Consider the following 15,062-nt stretch of genomic DNA (forward strand, 5'->3'; position numbering starts at 1 on the left):
TTACAGCTCTATATTCATGTTATCGAACGATACTTCTATATCATGCTGGTTTAGTATATCGCGCTCTTTAGAATTATCGTCCAGAATTGGATTGGTGTTATTGATATGGATCAATATTTTACGAGGTTTTGGCAGAGTATCTAAAAATCCGATCATGCCGCCTTCACCTGACTGCGGTAAATGGCCAATTTTTCTGGCCAATAATGGCCGCCCGACCGAGGCAAGTTCATCGTCTGTCCAGAAGGTGCCGTCGACTAATACGCAGTCAGCAGTGGCCATTGCTTTTTCTACGTGGGGTTCTATCAGACCTAAGCCGGGTGCGTAAAAAACCGTTTTTCCGGTTGAAATCTGACGTATTACCATGCCTATATTATCACCTTCGTGAGGATCATCGCGGTGGGGTGAGTAGGGAGGTGCTTTGCTTTTAAGCGCCAGGGCAGTGAATTCCAGATCGCTAATATTAGGTATGCTAAATGAGTCACCATTGACTGGGATAGGGAAGTCATTCACGCCGCAGAAGTGCTGCAGAATATTAAAAATAGGGAAGCCAGTACTAAGATCCTGCTTGACCATTTCCGTGCAGTAAATATTTAGTGGATCGCCTTCGCGCAAAATAAGTAGGCCCGTAGCATGATCAATTTGCGAGTCGATCATGACAATTGCCTCGATACCTGTCCCTCGTACTTTATTTTTAGGGTGAATTTCGGGGAAATTTTCTAATTGCGCGCGCACATCAGGCGAGGCATTGAATAACACCCAGTGATCACCGTCTGATGAAATGGCAATTGAGGACTGGTTGCGTTTGCTTGCTTTAATGGAATTTGATCTGACGGCTTTGCAATTCGGGCAACTACAGTTCCATTGTGGAAAGCCTCCGCCAGCGCCTGAACCGAGAACTCTTATTTTCATTGTTTTAGTCTGTTAGCAAATAAATAGGCAAAAAAAAGGCTCTTAATTTTAATTAAGAGCCTTTTTTCATCAGAACCGAACGATTAACGGTTGTAGATGTACATAGTTACTTCAAAACCAAAACGTAGGTCTGTGTATGCTGGTGTTTCCCATTTCATATTATATCCTCCGGAGTTATATTTAATTCTTATTTATGTTTATGCTAGCTTGATCAAGTAAGCTACATCAAAGTATACGATGAACTGTTTTGTAGCACAACATAATTATTATAAGCCATTTGCTTCTGTCTGGTAAATATGTACATTGTCGTCAGAAATACAGAATAATGGTCTGTTGCATAATATTAAGCGCCTGTGTAGGTATTTGATAGATTTGCACTTGTATGCAGACGAATACAGGGTTATATTAACTCCTGGTAACAATAAAAACATTGGGGGGAAATACTATGATCGTTGATATATTTTTAGTTACTTTTTTTATGTGGGTAGTTGCAGTATGCGCATTCGCTCCATTGGGATATTTTATTTATATGTACACGATGAAAAGTGGCGAGCCCTTTGGTGATACCGAGCCTCATGGAGATAGTGAGTCTAAGGTACTTGAAGTGGTTGGGCTAGCAATCCATGCACTAAAAAAAGGTCTGATCGGAGGAAAATAACGGATTTTTGGGAGCTGGAAATAATCGTCTGATATTGGGTGGGAAAAAGACCAACAAGATTGGATGATTATTTATTTCCACCTCCCTTAGCTTGCATTTTCACGAATATACTAGGCTTTGCTGGGTTACGTTTTTATTGCTTCGCAAAAAAATCTAACCCTTATATGGACTCCTCGTTTATTGCAAGCCAAGTTTTACATAATTGATGCTAATAACAGTGAACAAGATTGCAGCCATATATTGGGTCTCTAACAGAGGCTTTTTTGCCTCAGAACTCCTGATGAATCTATTCGCATACTTTTTGCCCCTACCAGCCTAACGGTCTCGCAATGGACTCTCTGGGTTGCAAGGGTTCTGTAAAAGTATCGGTCTGACCTGTTGTTGTCATCAATATTGGTTAACTTGCCTCCGCAATCTTGGTTACTCGGTTATCTCAGGGTTATCCACGCTTTGTCCACAGACGAAGAGCCCTCCTAGCTCGCAGTCGGTGGGCAAAGGGTGGGTAACCCTGCTTATGCACTCTAACTATGTCAGAGCTGCATCATATTCTTTATCCTGACTCGCCATCGCCCACAGTATTCGGGCATTTTCATTGGCCAGCGCAACGGCGGCTTTATTAAATCCACGCCGCTCAATGAGTGCTTGTAGCCATAGGCTTAATTTGTCTTTTTTACCACTACAGTGCTTTAACACCGATCGTGCTCCATGAATTAACATCGTACGAATATAGCGGTTACCTCGCTTACTAATTCCTAAATAAACCTGATTATCACCACTGCTATGTTGTCTCGGAACAATCCCTAAGCTGGCTGCATAATCTCGGCTACTCTGATAGCTTTTACCTGTCCCTATGTCTGAGGCAATGATGGTGGCTGTTATTGCCCCAATACCTGGCACATCAAGAAAACGCTGGCTTAACTGATTGCTATTACATAGCCGGCTAATACGTCTGTCCTGTTGTTTAATCTCTTCATCTAGTGCAACTAGTTTTTCATATTGCTCAGCAAACATTTCCCGACTTAAATCAGTCAAATCATTGTCGCTATCTTCTAAAATCAACGGTAATTCTACTCTTACTTTCTTTATACCTTTAGGAATAACAATGCCTCTTTCACTGAGTAGCCCTCGCACTTGATTAACCAGCGCAGTACGTTTGTCAACAAGGCCTTCACGTATTCTATGAACGAGTTGAATGTCTTGCTGTTCAATCGTTTTTATCGACACTGTGCGCTTATTTGGACGGGTAACCGCATCAAATATAGCAGCGGCATCATTAAAGTCATTTTTGTTCCCCACAACAAAACCCTTTACATAACGGGCATTAAGAAAAATGACTTCATGCCCTTGTTTAGCTGAAGTTTCCCAATAATTATTTATGGTAAAATTGAAACTATGCTGCAACTATATGAAAAAAATAGTCTTTTCATTCGTTTCAAATGCTATTGCCTAAGGGGAATTAAGTAGGGGTTTGCTATAAACATGGCAAAACCACCTAAAATAAACCTCGATACACCAGCATTGTGTATTTCAGCTACTCAATAATTGGGAAACTTCAGTTGTTTAGTTAACTCTCTTGCCCAGTGATGAGCTCCGCCACAGGCTTCTATTCCAATTAAGCTCACTGGATAATTTGCAAAAAATATTAAAAGCTCAGCTCGTTTTAGCTTTTTCTTAACAGGTTGTGATTTTTTTTCATCAAATGTATACATGTGAAAAATATTTTTTGCTATATCCAATCCAATTACGCTATTATTCATGTCGGGCTCCTCTTTGCTCCGTTATTACTCTTAGGTGCATTATGGCACTGTTGGTGGGAGAGGAGTCCATATCATCAGCCTACAAAGTAATTAATGGATTATTAATTTAATAAGCCCTTAACTCAATAGCAGTGGTGCTCTGCGTTGTGGAACATTCCTGTATGAATTTCCACGCGGGCATGAGGAGTATGCAACACTAGAAGGTCTTAGCTTGCTCATTGCTACAGGTAGGGCACTGCAAATTTTTACGTAATTTCATTTCATTCCATTGCATGGATAACCCATCTAGCAATAATAATCTGCCGGATAATGGCTCACCTATTTTCATTATCAATTTCATTGCTTCCATGGCCTGAATACTACCAATAATGCCGGTAATGGGTGAAATTACTCCATTGGTTGCGCAATTCTGTAATTCTTCTCCATTTTCTGCATATAGACAGTTGTAACAAGGGCTGTCATTATTTGCTGCAAATACACTGACCTGGCCTTCAAAGCGAATTGCTGCCCCGGAAACCAGTGGTTTTTTATGTTTTACACAAGCCTGGTTAATTGCAAACCGGGTGCTGAAGTTATCAGAGCAATCCAGTATCACATCGGCCTTCAATACTTCTTTTTCTAACTGTCCTCCTTGCAGACGCTGCTTAACAGCAATGACATGCGTGTCAGGATTTATTTTATTTAATGTTTGCCGGGTTGAAATGACCTTATCAGCCCCAATATCGTCTGTGTAATGAGCAATCTGTCTTTGCAAATTGGATAAATCTACTTGGTCATCATCATAAATAGTGATTGTGCCTATGCCTGCTGCTGCAAGATAAAGTGCTGCGGGAGAGCCGAGGCCTCCAGCGCCAATAATGAGTATGTGGGCGTCAAGCAGTAACTCTTGCCCGGCTATATCAACCTGGGGAAGCATGATCTGGCGGCTATAGCGTAGTAATTGTTGGTCGTTCATATGTGATAGTTTTCGATAAGTAATCTGTAAATGATGCCACAAACTTGACATGCTGCAAAAGCGGATTATTATTAGCACTCATATTAGGTGAGTGCTAGTAACTTTTATTTTATAATTTTATTTTTTATCAGGAGATATTGATGAATATACGTCCTTTACACGATCGTGTGATTGTTAAACGTGTTGAAGAAGAAACTACATCGGCAGGGGGTATTGTTTTACCTGGTTCTGCTACCGAAAAGCCGAGTGAAGGTGAAGTATTGGCAGTTGGTAGTGGTAAGCAACTAGATAACGGTGAAGTTCGTGCGTTAGAAGTAAAAGTGGGTGATAAAGTGCTATTCGGCAAATATTCTGGTTCAGAAGTTAAAGTTGATGGCGAAGAGGTTATCGTTATGCGTGAAGAAGACATCATGGGTATTTTAGGCTAAGCCAGAATACATTTGAAATTCATATAAGCACATACAAATATTTTAGGAGTTAACATGGCGGAAAAAGAAGTAAAATTTGGAGATGAAGCGCGATCATTAATGGTCAATGGCGTAAATATTTTAGCAAACGCAGTAAAGGCGACTTTGGGTCCTAAAGGACGTAATGCAGTACTAGATAAAAGCTTTGGCGCACCAACAATCACTAAAGATGGTGTGTCGGTTGCTAAAGAAATCGAATTAGCAGATAAATTCGAAAATATGGGCGCTCAAATGGTGAAAGAAGTTGCCTCGCAAACATCTGATGTTGCTGGTGACGGAACAACGACGGCCACCGTATTAGCGCAATCGATTGTTAATGAAGGCTTAAAGTCAGTTGCAGCGGGCATGAACCCAATGGACTTAAAGCGCGGTATTGATTTAGCTGTAAGCAAGTCAGTTGAAGCAATTATTGCTTCTGCTACACCTTGCACTGATAATAAAGCAATTGCGCAAGTAGGTACAATTTCTGCAAACTCTGATGAGTCTGTGGGTGAAATCATTGCAAAAGCAATGGAAAAAGTGGGTAAAGAAGGCGTTATCACAGTTGAAGAAGGCTCTGGTTTAGACAATGAATTAGACGTTGTTGAAGGTATGCAGTTTGACCGTGGTTATCTGTCTCCTTATTTCATCAACAATCAGGATAGCATGAGTGTTGAATTAGATGAGCCGTTCATCTTGTTATTCGACAAAAAAATCTCTAATATCCGCGATTTACTACCGACACTTGAAGGCGTAGCGAAAGCAGGTCGTCCGTTGCTAATTGTTGCTGAAGATGTAGAAGGCGAAGCATTAGGTACTTTGGTTCTTAACAATATGCGCGGTATCGTTAAAGTGGCTGCTGTAAAAGCACCTGGTTTTGGTGATCGTCGTAAAGCAATGCTAGAAGATATTGCAGTATTAACCAATGCGACAGTTATCTCGGAAGAAATTGGCTTATCCCTAGAGAAAGTTGAAATGGACCAGCTGGGTACAGCTAAGAAAATTCAAATCAGCAAAGAAAATACTGTGATTGTTGATGGTGCAGGTTCTGAAGACAATATTAAAGGCCGTGTTGCACAAATTCGTGCACAAGCTGACGAAGCAACGTCTGATTACGACAAAGAAAAACTACAAGAGCGTCTGGCTAAACTAGCAGGCGGTGTTGCAGTGATTAAAGTCGGCGCAGCAACTGAAGTTGAAATGAAAGAGAAAAAAGCGCGCGTAGAAGATGCATTACATTCGACACGTGCAGCGGTTGAAGAAGGCGTAGTTGCCGGTGGTGGTGTTGCTCTGGTCCGTGCTCTAAGCGCATTAGACGGTGTTGAAGGTGCTAACCATGACCAAAAGGTGGGTGTGGATATTCTACGCCGCGCCATGTCAGCGCCATTGCGTCAAATTGTTGCTAATGCGGGTGACGAAGCCTCTGTAGTGCTTAACCAAGTAGCAAATGGCGAAGGTAACTATGGTTATAACGCAGCCACAGGTGAGTACGGCGATATGATTGAAATGGGTATTCTTGATCCAGCAAAAGTAACTCGTGCAGCATTGCAAAATGCAGCGTCTGTTGCTAGCTTAATGATCACCACCGAAGTGATGGTTGCTGATGCACCATCTGATGAAAGCGCTCCTGCAATGCCTGATATGGGTGGCATGGGCGGAATGGGTGGTATGGGCGGCATGATGTAAACTAGTCCATTTAAACCTAGCTTTATAAAAAGCCCCGCTAACGAAAGTTAGCGGGGCTTTTTATATGCTCTAATCCGTGTGTAGAGAGGAATTTAGTCCGCTAAGAAGCCATTTTACAATCGGGTAAATAATAAGTGGGTTCAGCTAACTGGACTCGTTGCTACCGGAGCATAGAGAACGTTTATTTCCACCAGTGGAAACGTTGTCGATGTTTTTAGCTCAAGCCTTAAGTTCTAACAGCTGAGTTTTGTCGTGTAATACATGCGTAACAGTGACTGCACGAAGTAAAAAGGCAGAGCTTTCACATTAGGAATCAAGATTATTAAGGCATGCAATTACCTACCTCTACGCCATTATTATAAAGGCTACACCCAATTAGCGTTCCATCTAAAGCATAGGATTTCATAGTCATTATTTCACCTTCTTCAGTGAGTTCATACTGAAGTTGCCCGGTTTCATAGTAGCCCAGAATAGTACCAACCTGGTCGCCGTTTACATAAGGCATTTCTCTCATAAGGGCTCCTGATTCATAATACTCTCTTATGATGCCATGTCGTTCACCGTTAACATATGGGAGCTCTATAGCAAGTTGCCCGGATTCGTAATAGCCTATTGCAAGCCCGTTGGAATAGCCATCCGTTACAGGAGTTTCCGCTTTAAGCTGTCCCGATTCATAGTATTCTTTGACAATTCCGTGTATTTTGTCGTTAACATAAGGGACTGCCTCTCCGAGTTGACCGGATTCATACGCTGAAAATCATGGAAACGGAGCTTAGCGAAGTGGTGATTTTTAGTCCCTGATAGGCGACAGGGCAATTCGCTGATTCGACGTGTGCTAGCAGCACGCGAGAGGAGCAAGAATTGCATTCCGAATAGCCGTTCAGCCAGTGAGGTAGTAATGACGAAGCTGCTTTTGTGCGTAGTCGTTGCGGACGCAGGGCGTTCAGGGCATCTCCCATCCGCTGCGTAGGTGAACGAATTATGGCGACAGGAGTCCCGGAATTTCGTGAGGTAGCATGGCGCGCCTGATAGCCTTTTTCTATACCATGCTTATCGCCACCTACATAAGGAGTTTCTCCCCTGAGCCGGTCAGACTCATAGTATCTTTTTTGCGTACCATGCATGATTCCATCTATATAGGGCGTTTCTTCTCTAAGCTGACTGGAATCGTAGTAATATTTTTCTAGCCCATTTAACTGCTTGTCAATATAGGGCGCGTCAATAAAAAGATGGCCATCATTGTCGTACCCACAATAAATATAGTCCTCAAACATAACATCACCATCCTTATCGCGAAGATTAAGTTTGATCGAGTGATCAGTAGAGTCATTATCAAGCGCCGGGTCATAAGTCACTGGACACGTAGTAGCGGGGAGCGGTGGTGGAGTTATATCTGATGGGTAATATATATATTCAGCATCTTCTGAGTCATAATTGATCCCATCCACTACAACCCTGGCAAATGCATATACATAAATATTTGCATATTCCGAGTCTTCAATTTTGAGAGTGGTCGGGCCAGTGTACCTAAATTCAGGGCTTGAATAATATTCATCAAGTCGATAATAGAGGTCGCCTTCACCCTCAACTGAAAGGGTCAGGATGGCACTAAATTCAAATGTACTACTCTCTGGGCTTGCCGTCGGTTTATTAGGCACTTTGGGCATGATTAGTTCGTTACTTATCGCGCCGTCTTTAAGTTCGGCAACAATGCGTACTGGTCCTGCTGCTAATCCATCTGGTACACCAGTCGATAAACCCGCATCGCTAACCCTGCTGGCAATTCCCTCTATCCTGTTATTTTTATAATCGATAAAATAGATATGTGCCAGTTCACTAAGTCCATCATCAGTGTTCCCCTATCAATTGAGGCCGTGAAACTAACCTCGCCACAAGAGAGCTCATAAAGCACTGTAAAGACATTCCTGTTATTATTGCGTTTTGAACTGCTCGAATGGTATACGAGCTGATACGAGATATTCTTGCCTGGAAAATAATGGATTCACAAAACGATCTCGTTTTTGAGTATAATGATCCCCAAAAACTAGACCAGCATTTAAGATAGAATCTTGCCCTCAAAACTGAGGATTAAGAAATGACCATAAATCGTAAGAAGCATAGTACGCAAACCAAAGTAAAAGTGGTATTAGACGTACTAAAAGGGGAAAAGACAAGAGCTGAAATTACCGCGAAATATGGTATTCATGCAACACAAATCAACAATTGGAAAAAAGCTGTATTAGACATCAGTGTTCCCCTATCAATTGAGGCGGTAAAACTAACCTCGCCACAAGAGGGCTCATAAAGCACTGTAAAGACATTCCTGTTATTATTGCGTTTTGAACTGCCCGAATGGTATACGAGCTGATATGAGATATTCTTGCCTGGAAAAATAATGGATTCACAAAACGATCTCGTTTTTGAGCCTGTTGCTGCCTAATTTCCGTAAGCGTCAATTAAAGTACGCATTCTAAACCAATATAAAAAATGGCAGACTAATACCTCCAATTAACTCAGGAGGAATTTATGAGTCCATCTCAAAATAAAGCGGCTATGCAAAATCATATACCGCAATGGCAAGCCAGTCGTTTAACTCAGGTCGGGTATTGCAAAGCCCATGATATCAAGCCGCATATCTTCAGTTATTACAAAAAGCAATTCAGTTCGCTCGCTCCACCAGTGTTACAAGCCAAGCAATTGGTTCCGGTAACACTGGTTGCAGAGGACATGTTGAACGGATCAGGCGTACCTGCTGATTCATCAGTTATCAAAGTGACTCATTCTAATGGCTTCAGTCTGGAAATTTGTGTCAGTACAGAACTTGCATCATTAAAGCCGCTTCTGAAACTGGTTAGGCCTATCTCATGATAAACGGGCTTGTTGTTAATCAAGTGTTTTTGGCGACCGGCGTTACTGATATGCGTAAATCTATCAATGGTCTGTCACTGATTGTTTCGGAACAGTTTGGCCATGATCCCTTTGCCGGAAGTATTTTTGTCTTTTGTAACCGCTCTCGCGATAAACTGAAAATACTCTATTGGGAGTGTAATGGGTTCTGGCTTTATTATCGGCGCCTGGATAAGGGGAAGTTTCAGTGGCCAACCGAGTTAAACGAACATCCGTTATCATTAGCCTTACCTGAATTCAAGTCATAAGTACATAACCCAATAAATTTTTCATATCTATCCCAGTCAGCTCTTCAAATACCTCATAAGGTGTTTTGTAATTGAGACACTTTATTAGGGCGACTATTTAGCTTATCAACGGCTATAAAAACCTCTTTTATCGTAACATCAATCAACTCCATTACTTTAGGGAAATACTGTCTTAATAAGCCATTAGCATTCTCATTTTGCCCTCTTTCCCAAGAGCTGTATGGAGTCGAAAAATACGTATCACAACCTAGTGCTTCTGCTATTTTTTCATGCAGGGTAAACTCTTTCCCGTTATCAAAAGTAATTGTTTTAACAAAGCTTTTTATAGGATCAAGCATTAAAATAGTTGCGTCTAATACATATTGAGCCTTTTTCCCCGCTAAAGGGAAGGCCAACCGTAATTTAGAGACTCGCTCATCCAACGTTACAATCGCCCCTTTGTGATTTTTCCCAATGATTGTATCTGCCTCCCAATCACCTATACGCTTACGGTTGTTGACCTCTTCAGGACGCTCATCTATATCGACTCTATTAGGGATTCCTGTCCTATTATGGGCTGACCCATACCGCTTGCGATAGGTTTTGTTCTGATGCCGAAGATGCTTGTATAGTTCACCCCCTGCCTTCGCTGAAAATCATGGAAACGGAGCTTAGCGAAGTGGTGATTTTTAGTCCCTGATAGGCGACAGGGCAATTCGCTGATTCGACGTGTGCTAGCAGCACGCGAGAGGAGCAAGAATTGCATTCCGAATAGCCGTCCAGCCAGTGAGGTAGTAATGACGAAGCGGCTTTTGTGCGTAGTCGTTGCGGACGCAGGGCGTTCAGGGCATCTCCCATCCGCTGCGTAGGTGAACGAATTATGGCGACAGGAGTCCCGGGATTTCGTGAGGTAGCATGGCGCGCCTGTTTGTCCGCCAGAATATGCTGGTACTCGATGTTCAAGTTTTTCCATCCCATTGCCATCAAACTCTTACCTTCACCCAGCAGAACAATACTTTAATGATGGTGTTGGCTCTAAGCGCCCTAAATCTCTGCCAATCATATGTTTTCCTGATGGCATCAGTTGAAACACATCCTTTATTAATTCACCTAACTCTTTCAGCTTATCACCAGGATCTGGAAACTCTAGCAATGACGTGATGAACTCAAGCAGTACATCCATTTGAGACTTGCGCTGTAAGCTTCCTACGGTATACGCAGTCTGATCAATGCCTTTGTTAATCGAATTAAAGTAGCTCTCGACTGACCTTATTCTACCTCTATATTCAATATTTTGGTTTTTACGTAATTGGCTAATCACCTGCGAGCCTCCAGATTCTTTAGCGGCTTCGTCCATAAAGGCTTTTTCACCATACAGCGCATCAGCCAGTACGCCTTTAATTTTAATAAGGCTATGCGCAACTTTAAACTCTTTTAATAAGCCTAATGCAATCTCTGTTTTGGTCGGGTAGGCACTGTCACGTTCAGGCTTAATAGGCCGATCTTTTTTTGCTATACCGCTCTTTTTCAACCGTTTATCTTCTTTATCCCACTGCTTTAAGGCTGGATCCGGCATATAAAAGAAAAAACCGACAGGCACTGTAATGGATGAGGTAACTAGCAGCAATAATACTATCGTTTGTCCATTAACATACCCGCCGGAGCCTTTGTGTTTCTGCTTGTAAACCTTATAAATACGTTTTGTAGACTTAGATCGTGCTCGGTCTGATTCATCAAAGGCCAACACACCTTCAGTAATGCCATAACGTTTTAAAATTAAGACCACACTCACCCGTAGCAACCAGTCCCAGGGTATACTTGCTTTACGAAACACCCAGGATAATGCGGCTACTTTGCAATCTCCAAGGCTTGCTCGCTCAAACTTAGCCCAGCAAACAGAGTTCATTAGCAGTATGCCCGTTAAACAAGTGCCCAACCAAGCGGCTTGAATCCGTGTCAAAGCGGCTCCGGGTTTTAGCTGATTGAGCGCATCATTTAAATCGTCAATATAGCTTTGGATAAAGGTGGCTGGGGCATTCATTAACATGGGCTTACACCGATAAAATTACAACAACCTCAGAATACCTGATTTTACCTTCTCAATATCAAAAACTTGAACATCGAGTGAAAGTCTATAGGTGTGTATAGCTCATTTGTAGCCTCTGTAAATTGTTTGGTAGCTGTTTACTTTACACCTATGTCTTGTCTTAATTCAACAGGTGTTAGTCTAGCCAATACTTGCAGAGGGTTATGCACTTATTATACGAATTCAGGTTACGTGAATTACACTGGTTACTGGAGGGTTTATCCTATCGGCAAGCGCAAGCTCATGCCGCTATTTCTGGCTTAATAAACAATTGATTTGTTGCCGTTATTTTACGTTGAAAATATCTAATAAAACAGCCAGTTAAATGATTATTTAACCCTGTTTGGTGGTATAATAAACACCATGAGATCACTTCCTGAAACACTGCCAGACGAGACGAATGTACTGCACAAAATGGTGCTGGACTATCAGTCGACAGTGGATCAATTACAGGAAAAACTGACATGGTATGAGGAGCAGTTTCGTCTGTTGCAACATAAGCGTTTTGGCACCTCCAGTGAGAAATGTCCGGGTCAAATGGAGTTGTTTAATGAAGCAGAGTCCATTCTTGATAGCTTAAAGCAGGATGATTCCGACCCTGAAGAAACCCTAAGCTATCAGCGTAAAAAGCCAGGCCGCAAGCCATTATCCAGAGATATCCCGCGCGAAGTTATCCGTTATGAATTACCTGAAGCAGAGCGTGTTTATGCCTGCGGTCATGCATTGCATGAGGCTGGCGAAGACAAGTCAGAGCAGTTAGAAATCATTCCTGCCCAGATCAAAGTCATTGAACATATACAGATCAAGTATGGCTGCCGCGCCTGTGAAAATGGCATTATCAGTGCACCAAAACCCGCACAGCCCATTCCTCGTAGTTTTGCCTCGGCAAGTTTATTAGCTTACATTATTGTCGCCAAGTTCATGGATAGCCTGCCACTTTACCGGCAGGAAACCATTTTCAAGCGCTTAAGTGTTGACCTTTATCGTGCCACGCTATCTAACTGGGTATTAAAGTCCGCTGAATTGCTCCAGCCCTTTTATGATCGACTGCATGCTCTGCTGATTCTACAGAAGATCCTCCAGGCCGATGAAACAACCTTAAATGTGATTCGGGATGGTCGAGAGACGAAATCGAAAATCCTATATGTGGCTCTATCAGAGTGGTGGGCATGAATCCGAGCACCCGATCGTTTTGCATGATTATCAGTCAACGTGGGCAGGAGCGCATGCTGAAAGCTTCTTGCGGGCCTTTTCAGGTCACTTGCAAGTAGATGGCTATGCAGGCTATCATGCACTGGCATCAGATGATTGTATCCTCGTGGGGTGTATGGCACATGCGCGGCGTAAATTCGATGAAGCGCTAAAACTCGATGTTCAAGTTTTTGATATTGAGAAGGTAAAATCAGGTATTCTGAGGTTGTTGTAATTTTATCGGTGTAAGCCCATGTTAATGAATGCCCCAGCCACCTTTATCCAAAGCTATATTGACGATTTAAATGATGCGCTCAATCAGCTAAAACCCGGAGCCGCTTTGACACGGATTCAAGCCGCTTGGTTGGGCACTTGTTTAACGGGCATACTGCTAATGAACTCTGTTTGCTGGGCTAAGTTTGAGCGAGCAAGCCTTGGAGATTGCAAAGTAGCCGCATTATCCTGGGTGTTTCGTAAAGCAAGTATACCCTGGGACTGGTTGCTATGGGTGAGTGTGGTCTTAATTTTAAAACGTTATGGCATTACTGAAGGTGTGTTGGCCTTTGATGAATCAGACCGAGCACGATCTAAGTCTACAAAACGTATTTATAAGGTTTACAAGCAGAAACACAAAGGCTCCGGCGGGTATGTTAATGGACAAACGATAGTATTATTGCTGCTAGTTACCTCATCCATTACAGTGCCTGTCGGTTTTTTCTTTTATATGCCGGGTCCAGCCTTAAAGCAGTGGGATAAAGAAGATAAACGGTTGAAAAAGAGCGGTATAGCAAAAAAAGATCGGCCTATTAAGCCTGAACGTGACAGTGCCTACCCGACCAAAACAGAGATTGCATTAGGCTTATTAAAAGAGTTTAAAGTTGCGCATAGCCTGATTAAAATTAAAGGCGTACTGGCTGATGCGCTGTATGGTGAAAAAGCCTTTATGGACGAAGCCGCTAAAGAATCTGGAGGCTCGCAGGTGATTAGCCAATTACGTAAAAACCAAAATATTGAATATAGAGGTAGAATAAGGTCAGTCGAGAGCTACTTTAATTCGATTAACAAAGGCATTGATCAGATAATACGTGTACGTGGCGGCAAAGAGATTAAAGTGACTGTCAGCAGTGCACGATTAAAGGTGAGTTCTCACAGTAAAAAACGCTTTGTCATTGCCTTAAAATATGACGGTGAAAACGACTATCGCTATTTAGTGGCGACAGACCTGACTTGGCGCACACAAGATATTATTCAAGCCTATACGTTGAGATGGCTGATTGAGGTTTTCTTTGAGGACTGGAAGCTTTATGAAGGATGGGGGCGTGAGGCCAAACAATTAGATGAAGAGGGATCAAGCCGTGGCCTGATTCTGAGTCTTTTGTTTGACCATTGCCTTCTCCTTCACCCAGAGCAAATAGCCCGCATTGAAAGCAAACTACCTGCGTATACCGTAGGAAGCTTACAGCGCAAGTCTCAAATGGATGTACTGCTTGAGTTCATCACGTCATTGCTAGAGTTTCCAGATCCTGGTGATAAGCTGAAAGAGTTAGGTGAATTAATAAAGGATGTGTTTCAACTGATGCCATCAGGAAAACATATGATTGGCAGAGATTTAGGGCGCTTAGGGCCAACAGCATCATTAAAGTATTGTTCTGCTGGGGAAGGTAAGAGTTTGATGGCAATGGGATGGAAAAACTTGAACATCGAGTGTAATGAGGACGAGTATGCCAATTTACCACCGAGTCAAATCGTCCCTATCCTGGCAGACAAAGGCATCCGCTGTCAGCCCCGGACGGGCTGATAGTCTCCAGAAGGCGCAGGGAAATTTGCCAATCCGAAGTGCGCGATAGCGCGCGAGGGAGGCTAAAATTTTATCCCGAATAGCCGTAGAGCCATTTGTGGTAGCCATGACTGAGCTGCTTTGTGCTCAGTCTGTGGCGGACGCAGGGCGGCTGGAGCATCTCCTATTCGCTGCGTAGGTGAACGAATTACGGCGACAGGAGTCCCGGAATTTCGTGAGGTAGCATGGCGCGCCTGAGCCCTTTGGGCCAATTAATTTGCCACCATCTGTAACAACAGCATCCTGAACATGTCTATAGTTATTAACTATCTGATTATTTTCTTTATCTTTAACCTCAACACTAAGGTAGACTGAAGATTCCCAATAATTATTTATGGTAAAATTGAAACTATGCTACAACTATATGAAAAAATAGTCTTTTCATTCGTTTCAAATGCTATTG

The 15,062-nt window shown here is 42.5% G+C and carries 21 protein-coding genes and 1 pseudogene; 9 read left to right on the forward strand and 13 right to left on the reverse strand.

Annotated features, from left to right (window positions below):
* Together pqqB and pqqA are read right to left on the reverse strand one after the other, a co-directional pair.
* Nucleotides 1-909 carry a pyrroloquinoline quinone biosynthesis protein PqqB gene (pqqB, locus tag K6984_RS06915; RefSeq protein WP_221894856.1) on the reverse strand — a complete coding sequence of 303 codons (909 nt, stop codon included), beginning with the start codon at nt 907-909 and terminating at the stop codon, nt 1-3.
* 83 nt (nt 910-992) lie between these two features.
* Nucleotides 993-1,067 carry a pyrroloquinoline quinone precursor peptide PqqA gene (gene pqqA, locus K6984_RS06920; RefSeq protein WP_080524503.1) on the reverse strand — a complete coding sequence of 25 codons (75 nt, stop codon included), beginning with the start codon at nt 1,065-1,067 and terminating at the stop codon, nt 993-995.
* 272 nt (nt 1,068-1,339) lie between these two features.
* Here pqqA and K6984_RS06925 point away from each other — a divergent pair, with 272 nt between their 5' ends.
* The gene (locus K6984_RS06925; RefSeq protein ID WP_221894857.1) at nt 1,340-1,567 is read left to right on the forward strand and encodes a hypothetical protein; all 228 of its coding nucleotides are present in this window, start codon (nt 1,340-1,342) and stop codon (nt 1,565-1,567) included.
* A gap of 525 nt (nt 1,568-2,092) precedes the next feature.
* Here K6984_RS06925 and K6984_RS06930 read toward each other — a convergent pair.
* The 3 genes from K6984_RS06930 to K6984_RS06940 all read right to left on the reverse strand — a co-directional run bounded on the left by K6984_RS06930 (nt 2,093) and on the right by K6984_RS06940 (nt 4,279).
* Nucleotides 2,093-2,968: an IS110 family RNA-guided transposase gene (locus K6984_RS06930; RefSeq protein ID WP_221894858.1), complete on the reverse strand. Its 876-nt coding sequence runs from the start codon at nt 2,966-2,968 to the stop codon at nt 2,093-2,095.
* Between the two features lie 134 nt (nt 2,969-3,102).
* A complete protein-coding gene (locus K6984_RS06935; protein ID WP_221894859.1) occupies nt 3,103-3,324 on the reverse strand; it encodes a hypothetical protein in 222 nt (73 codons plus the stop codon).
* A gap of 196 nt (nt 3,325-3,520) precedes the next feature.
* Nucleotides 3,521-4,279, reverse strand: a complete 759-nt coding sequence (locus tag K6984_RS06940) for a HesA/MoeB/ThiF family protein (RefSeq protein ID WP_221894860.1) — start codon at nt 4,277-4,279, stop codon at nt 3,521-3,523.
* A gap of 140 nt (nt 4,280-4,419) precedes the next feature.
* Between K6984_RS06940 and groES the strand changes: the two genes are divergently transcribed.
* A complete protein-coding gene (gene groES, locus K6984_RS06945) occupies nt 4,420-4,707 on the forward strand; it encodes a co-chaperone GroES (RefSeq protein WP_221895137.1) in 288 nt (95 codons plus the stop codon).
* 54 nt (nt 4,708-4,761) lie between these two features.
* Nucleotides 4,762-6,411 carry a chaperonin GroEL gene (gene groL, locus K6984_RS06950; RefSeq protein WP_221894861.1) on the forward strand — a complete coding sequence of 550 codons (1,650 nt, stop codon included), beginning with the start codon at nt 4,762-4,764 and terminating at the stop codon, nt 6,409-6,411.
* Between the two features lie 322 nt (nt 6,412-6,733).
* Here groL and K6984_RS06955 read toward each other — a convergent pair whose 3' ends face one another.
* From K6984_RS06955 to K6984_RS06975, 4 genes are all read right to left on the reverse strand, one after another.
* The gene (locus K6984_RS06955) at nt 6,734-7,111 is read right to left on the reverse strand and encodes a toxin-antitoxin system YwqK family antitoxin (protein ID WP_338024471.1); all 378 of its coding nucleotides are present in this window, start codon (nt 7,109-7,111) and stop codon (nt 6,734-6,736) included.
* A 43-nt stretch (nt 7,112-7,154) separates the two neighbouring features.
* Nucleotides 7,155-7,370 (reverse strand): hypothetical protein, encoded by a 216-nt coding sequence (locus tag K6984_RS06965; protein WP_221894862.1) that lies wholly within the window; start codon nt 7,368-7,370, stop codon nt 7,155-7,157.
* An 889-nt stretch (nt 7,371-8,259) separates the two neighbouring features.
* Nucleotides 8,260-8,490 carry a hypothetical protein gene (locus K6984_RS06970; RefSeq protein ID WP_221894863.1) on the reverse strand — a complete coding sequence of 77 codons (231 nt, stop codon included), beginning with the start codon at nt 8,488-8,490 and terminating at the stop codon, nt 8,260-8,262.
* A gap of 167 nt (nt 8,491-8,657) precedes the next feature.
* A complete protein-coding gene (locus tag K6984_RS06975) occupies nt 8,658-8,867 on the reverse strand; it encodes a hypothetical protein (protein ID WP_221894864.1) in 210 nt (69 codons plus the stop codon).
* 70 nt (nt 8,868-8,937) lie between these two features.
* Here K6984_RS06975 and tnpA point away from each other — a divergent pair, with 70 nt between their 5' ends.
* Together tnpA and tnpB are read left to right on the forward strand one after the other, a co-directional pair.
* Entirely contained in the window at nt 8,938-9,279 is a 342-nt protein-coding gene (gene tnpA / locus K6984_RS06980; protein WP_221894865.1) for an IS66 family insertion sequence element accessory protein TnpA, read from the forward strand.
* Nucleotides 9,280-9,308: 29 nt separating this feature from the next.
* A complete protein-coding gene (gene tnpB / locus K6984_RS06985; RefSeq protein ID WP_221894866.1) occupies nt 9,309-9,566 on the forward strand; it encodes an IS66 family insertion sequence element accessory protein TnpB in 258 nt (85 codons plus the stop codon).
* On the opposite strand, the pseudogene K6984_RS06990 reads toward tnpB, so the two are convergent.
* Nucleotides 9,556-10,192, reverse strand: a pseudogene (locus tag K6984_RS06990) (IS30 family transposase); the annotation flags it as partial. The gene tnpB and the pseudogene K6984_RS06990 overlap by 11 nt on opposite strands.
* Nucleotides 10,179-10,403, reverse strand: coding sequence for a hypothetical protein (locus K6984_RS06995; protein WP_221894867.1), 225 nt, complete (start codon nt 10,401-10,403; stop codon nt 10,179-10,181). The gene K6984_RS06995 and the pseudogene K6984_RS06990, both read right to left, overlap by 14 nt.
* On the opposite strand from K6984_RS06995, the gene K6984_RS07000 reads away from it, so the two are divergent.
* Entirely contained in the window at nt 10,360-10,566 is a 207-nt protein-coding gene (locus tag K6984_RS07000; RefSeq protein WP_221894868.1) for a hypothetical protein, read from the forward strand. The genes K6984_RS06995 and K6984_RS07000 overlap by 44 nt on opposite strands.
* Here the strand turns inward: K6984_RS07000 and K6984_RS07005 are convergent.
* On the reverse strand, nt 10,543-11,592 hold the full coding sequence (locus tag K6984_RS07005) for a transposase (RefSeq protein ID WP_221894869.1): 1,050 nt from the start codon (nt 11,590-11,592) through the stop codon (nt 10,543-10,545). The two genes, K6984_RS07000 and K6984_RS07005, sit on opposite strands and share 24 nt — an antisense overlap.
* A 453-nt stretch (nt 11,593-12,045) precedes the next feature.
* Here K6984_RS07005 and K6984_RS07010 point away from each other — a divergent pair, with 453 nt between their 5' ends.
* From K6984_RS07010 to K6984_RS07020, 3 genes are read left to right on the forward strand one after another with little or no spacing between them, the layout of a single operon-like run.
* Complete coding sequence (locus K6984_RS07010; protein WP_221894870.1) at nt 12,046-12,804, forward strand: IS66 family transposase; 759 nt, start codon at nt 12,046-12,048, stop codon at nt 12,802-12,804.
* Nucleotides 12,776-13,057 carry an IS66 family transposase gene (locus tag K6984_RS07015; RefSeq protein ID WP_221894871.1) on the forward strand — a complete coding sequence of 94 codons (282 nt, stop codon included), beginning with the start codon at nt 12,776-12,778 and terminating at the stop codon, nt 13,055-13,057. Before K6984_RS07010 ends, K6984_RS07015 begins: the two co-directional genes overlap by 29 nt.
* An 18-nt stretch (nt 13,058-13,075) precedes the next feature.
* The gene (locus K6984_RS07020) at nt 13,076-14,620 is read left to right on the forward strand and encodes a transposase (RefSeq protein WP_230987969.1); all 1,545 of its coding nucleotides are present in this window, start codon (nt 13,076-13,078) and stop codon (nt 14,618-14,620) included.
* On the opposite strand, the gene K6984_RS07025 is transcribed toward K6984_RS07020, so the two are convergent.
* Nucleotides 14,552-14,728 (reverse strand): hypothetical protein, encoded by a 177-nt coding sequence (locus tag K6984_RS07025; RefSeq protein ID WP_221894872.1) that lies wholly within the window; start codon nt 14,726-14,728, stop codon nt 14,552-14,554. The two genes, K6984_RS07020 and K6984_RS07025, sit on opposite strands and share 69 nt — an antisense overlap.
* Nucleotides 14,729-15,062: the final 334 nt, after the last annotated feature.

It is taken from the genome of Bathymodiolus japonicus methanotrophic gill symbiont (genome assembly GCF_019721995.1).
In the GTDB taxonomy this organism is placed as follows: Bacteria; Pseudomonadota; Gammaproteobacteria; order Methylococcales; family Methylomonadaceae; genus Methyloprofundus.

Coding starts and splice junctions, on each gene's coding strand:
- pqqB (WP_221894856.1), bottom strand. CDS start 909: ATGAAAATAAGAGTTCTCGGTTCAGGCGCTGGCGGAGGCTTTCCACAA.
- K6984_RS06935 (WP_221894859.1), bottom strand. CDS start 3,324: ATGAATAATAGCGTAATTGGATTGGATATAGCAAAAAATATTTTTCAC.
- K6984_RS06940 (WP_221894860.1), bottom strand. CDS start 4,279: ATGAACGACCAACAATTACTACGCTATAGCCGCCAGATCATGCTTCCC.
- groES (WP_221895137.1), top strand. CDS start 4,420: ATGAATATACGTCCTTTACACGATCGTGTGATTGTTAAACGTGTTGAA.
- groL (WP_221894861.1), top strand. CDS start 4,762: ATGGCGGAAAAAGAAGTAAAATTTGGAGATGAAGCGCGATCATTAATG.
- K6984_RS06965 (WP_221894862.1), bottom strand. CDS start 7,370: ATGGGAGATGCCCTGAACGCCCTGCGTCCGCAACGACTACGCACAAAA.
- tnpA (WP_221894865.1), top strand. CDS start 8,938: ATGAGTCCATCTCAAAATAAAGCGGCTATGCAAAATCATATACCGCAA.
- K6984_RS06995 (WP_221894867.1), bottom strand. CDS start 10,403: ATGGGAGATGCCCTGAACGCCCTGCGTCCGCAACGACTACGCACAAAA.
- K6984_RS07005 (WP_221894869.1), bottom strand. CDS start 11,592: ATGTTAATGAATGCCCCAGCCACCTTTATCCAAAGCTATATTGACGAT.
- K6984_RS07010 (WP_221894870.1), top strand. CDS start 12,046: ATGGTGCTGGACTATCAGTCGACAGTGGATCAATTACAGGAAAAACTG.
- K6984_RS07015 (WP_221894871.1), top strand. CDS start 12,776: ATGTGGCTCTATCAGAGTGGTGGGCATGAATCCGAGCACCCGATCGTT.
- K6984_RS07020 (WP_230987969.1), top strand. CDS start 13,076: ATGTTAATGAATGCCCCAGCCACCTTTATCCAAAGCTATATTGACGAT.
- K6984_RS07025 (WP_221894872.1), bottom strand. CDS start 14,728: ATGGCTACCACAAATGGCTCTACGGCTATTCGGGATAAAATTTTAGCC.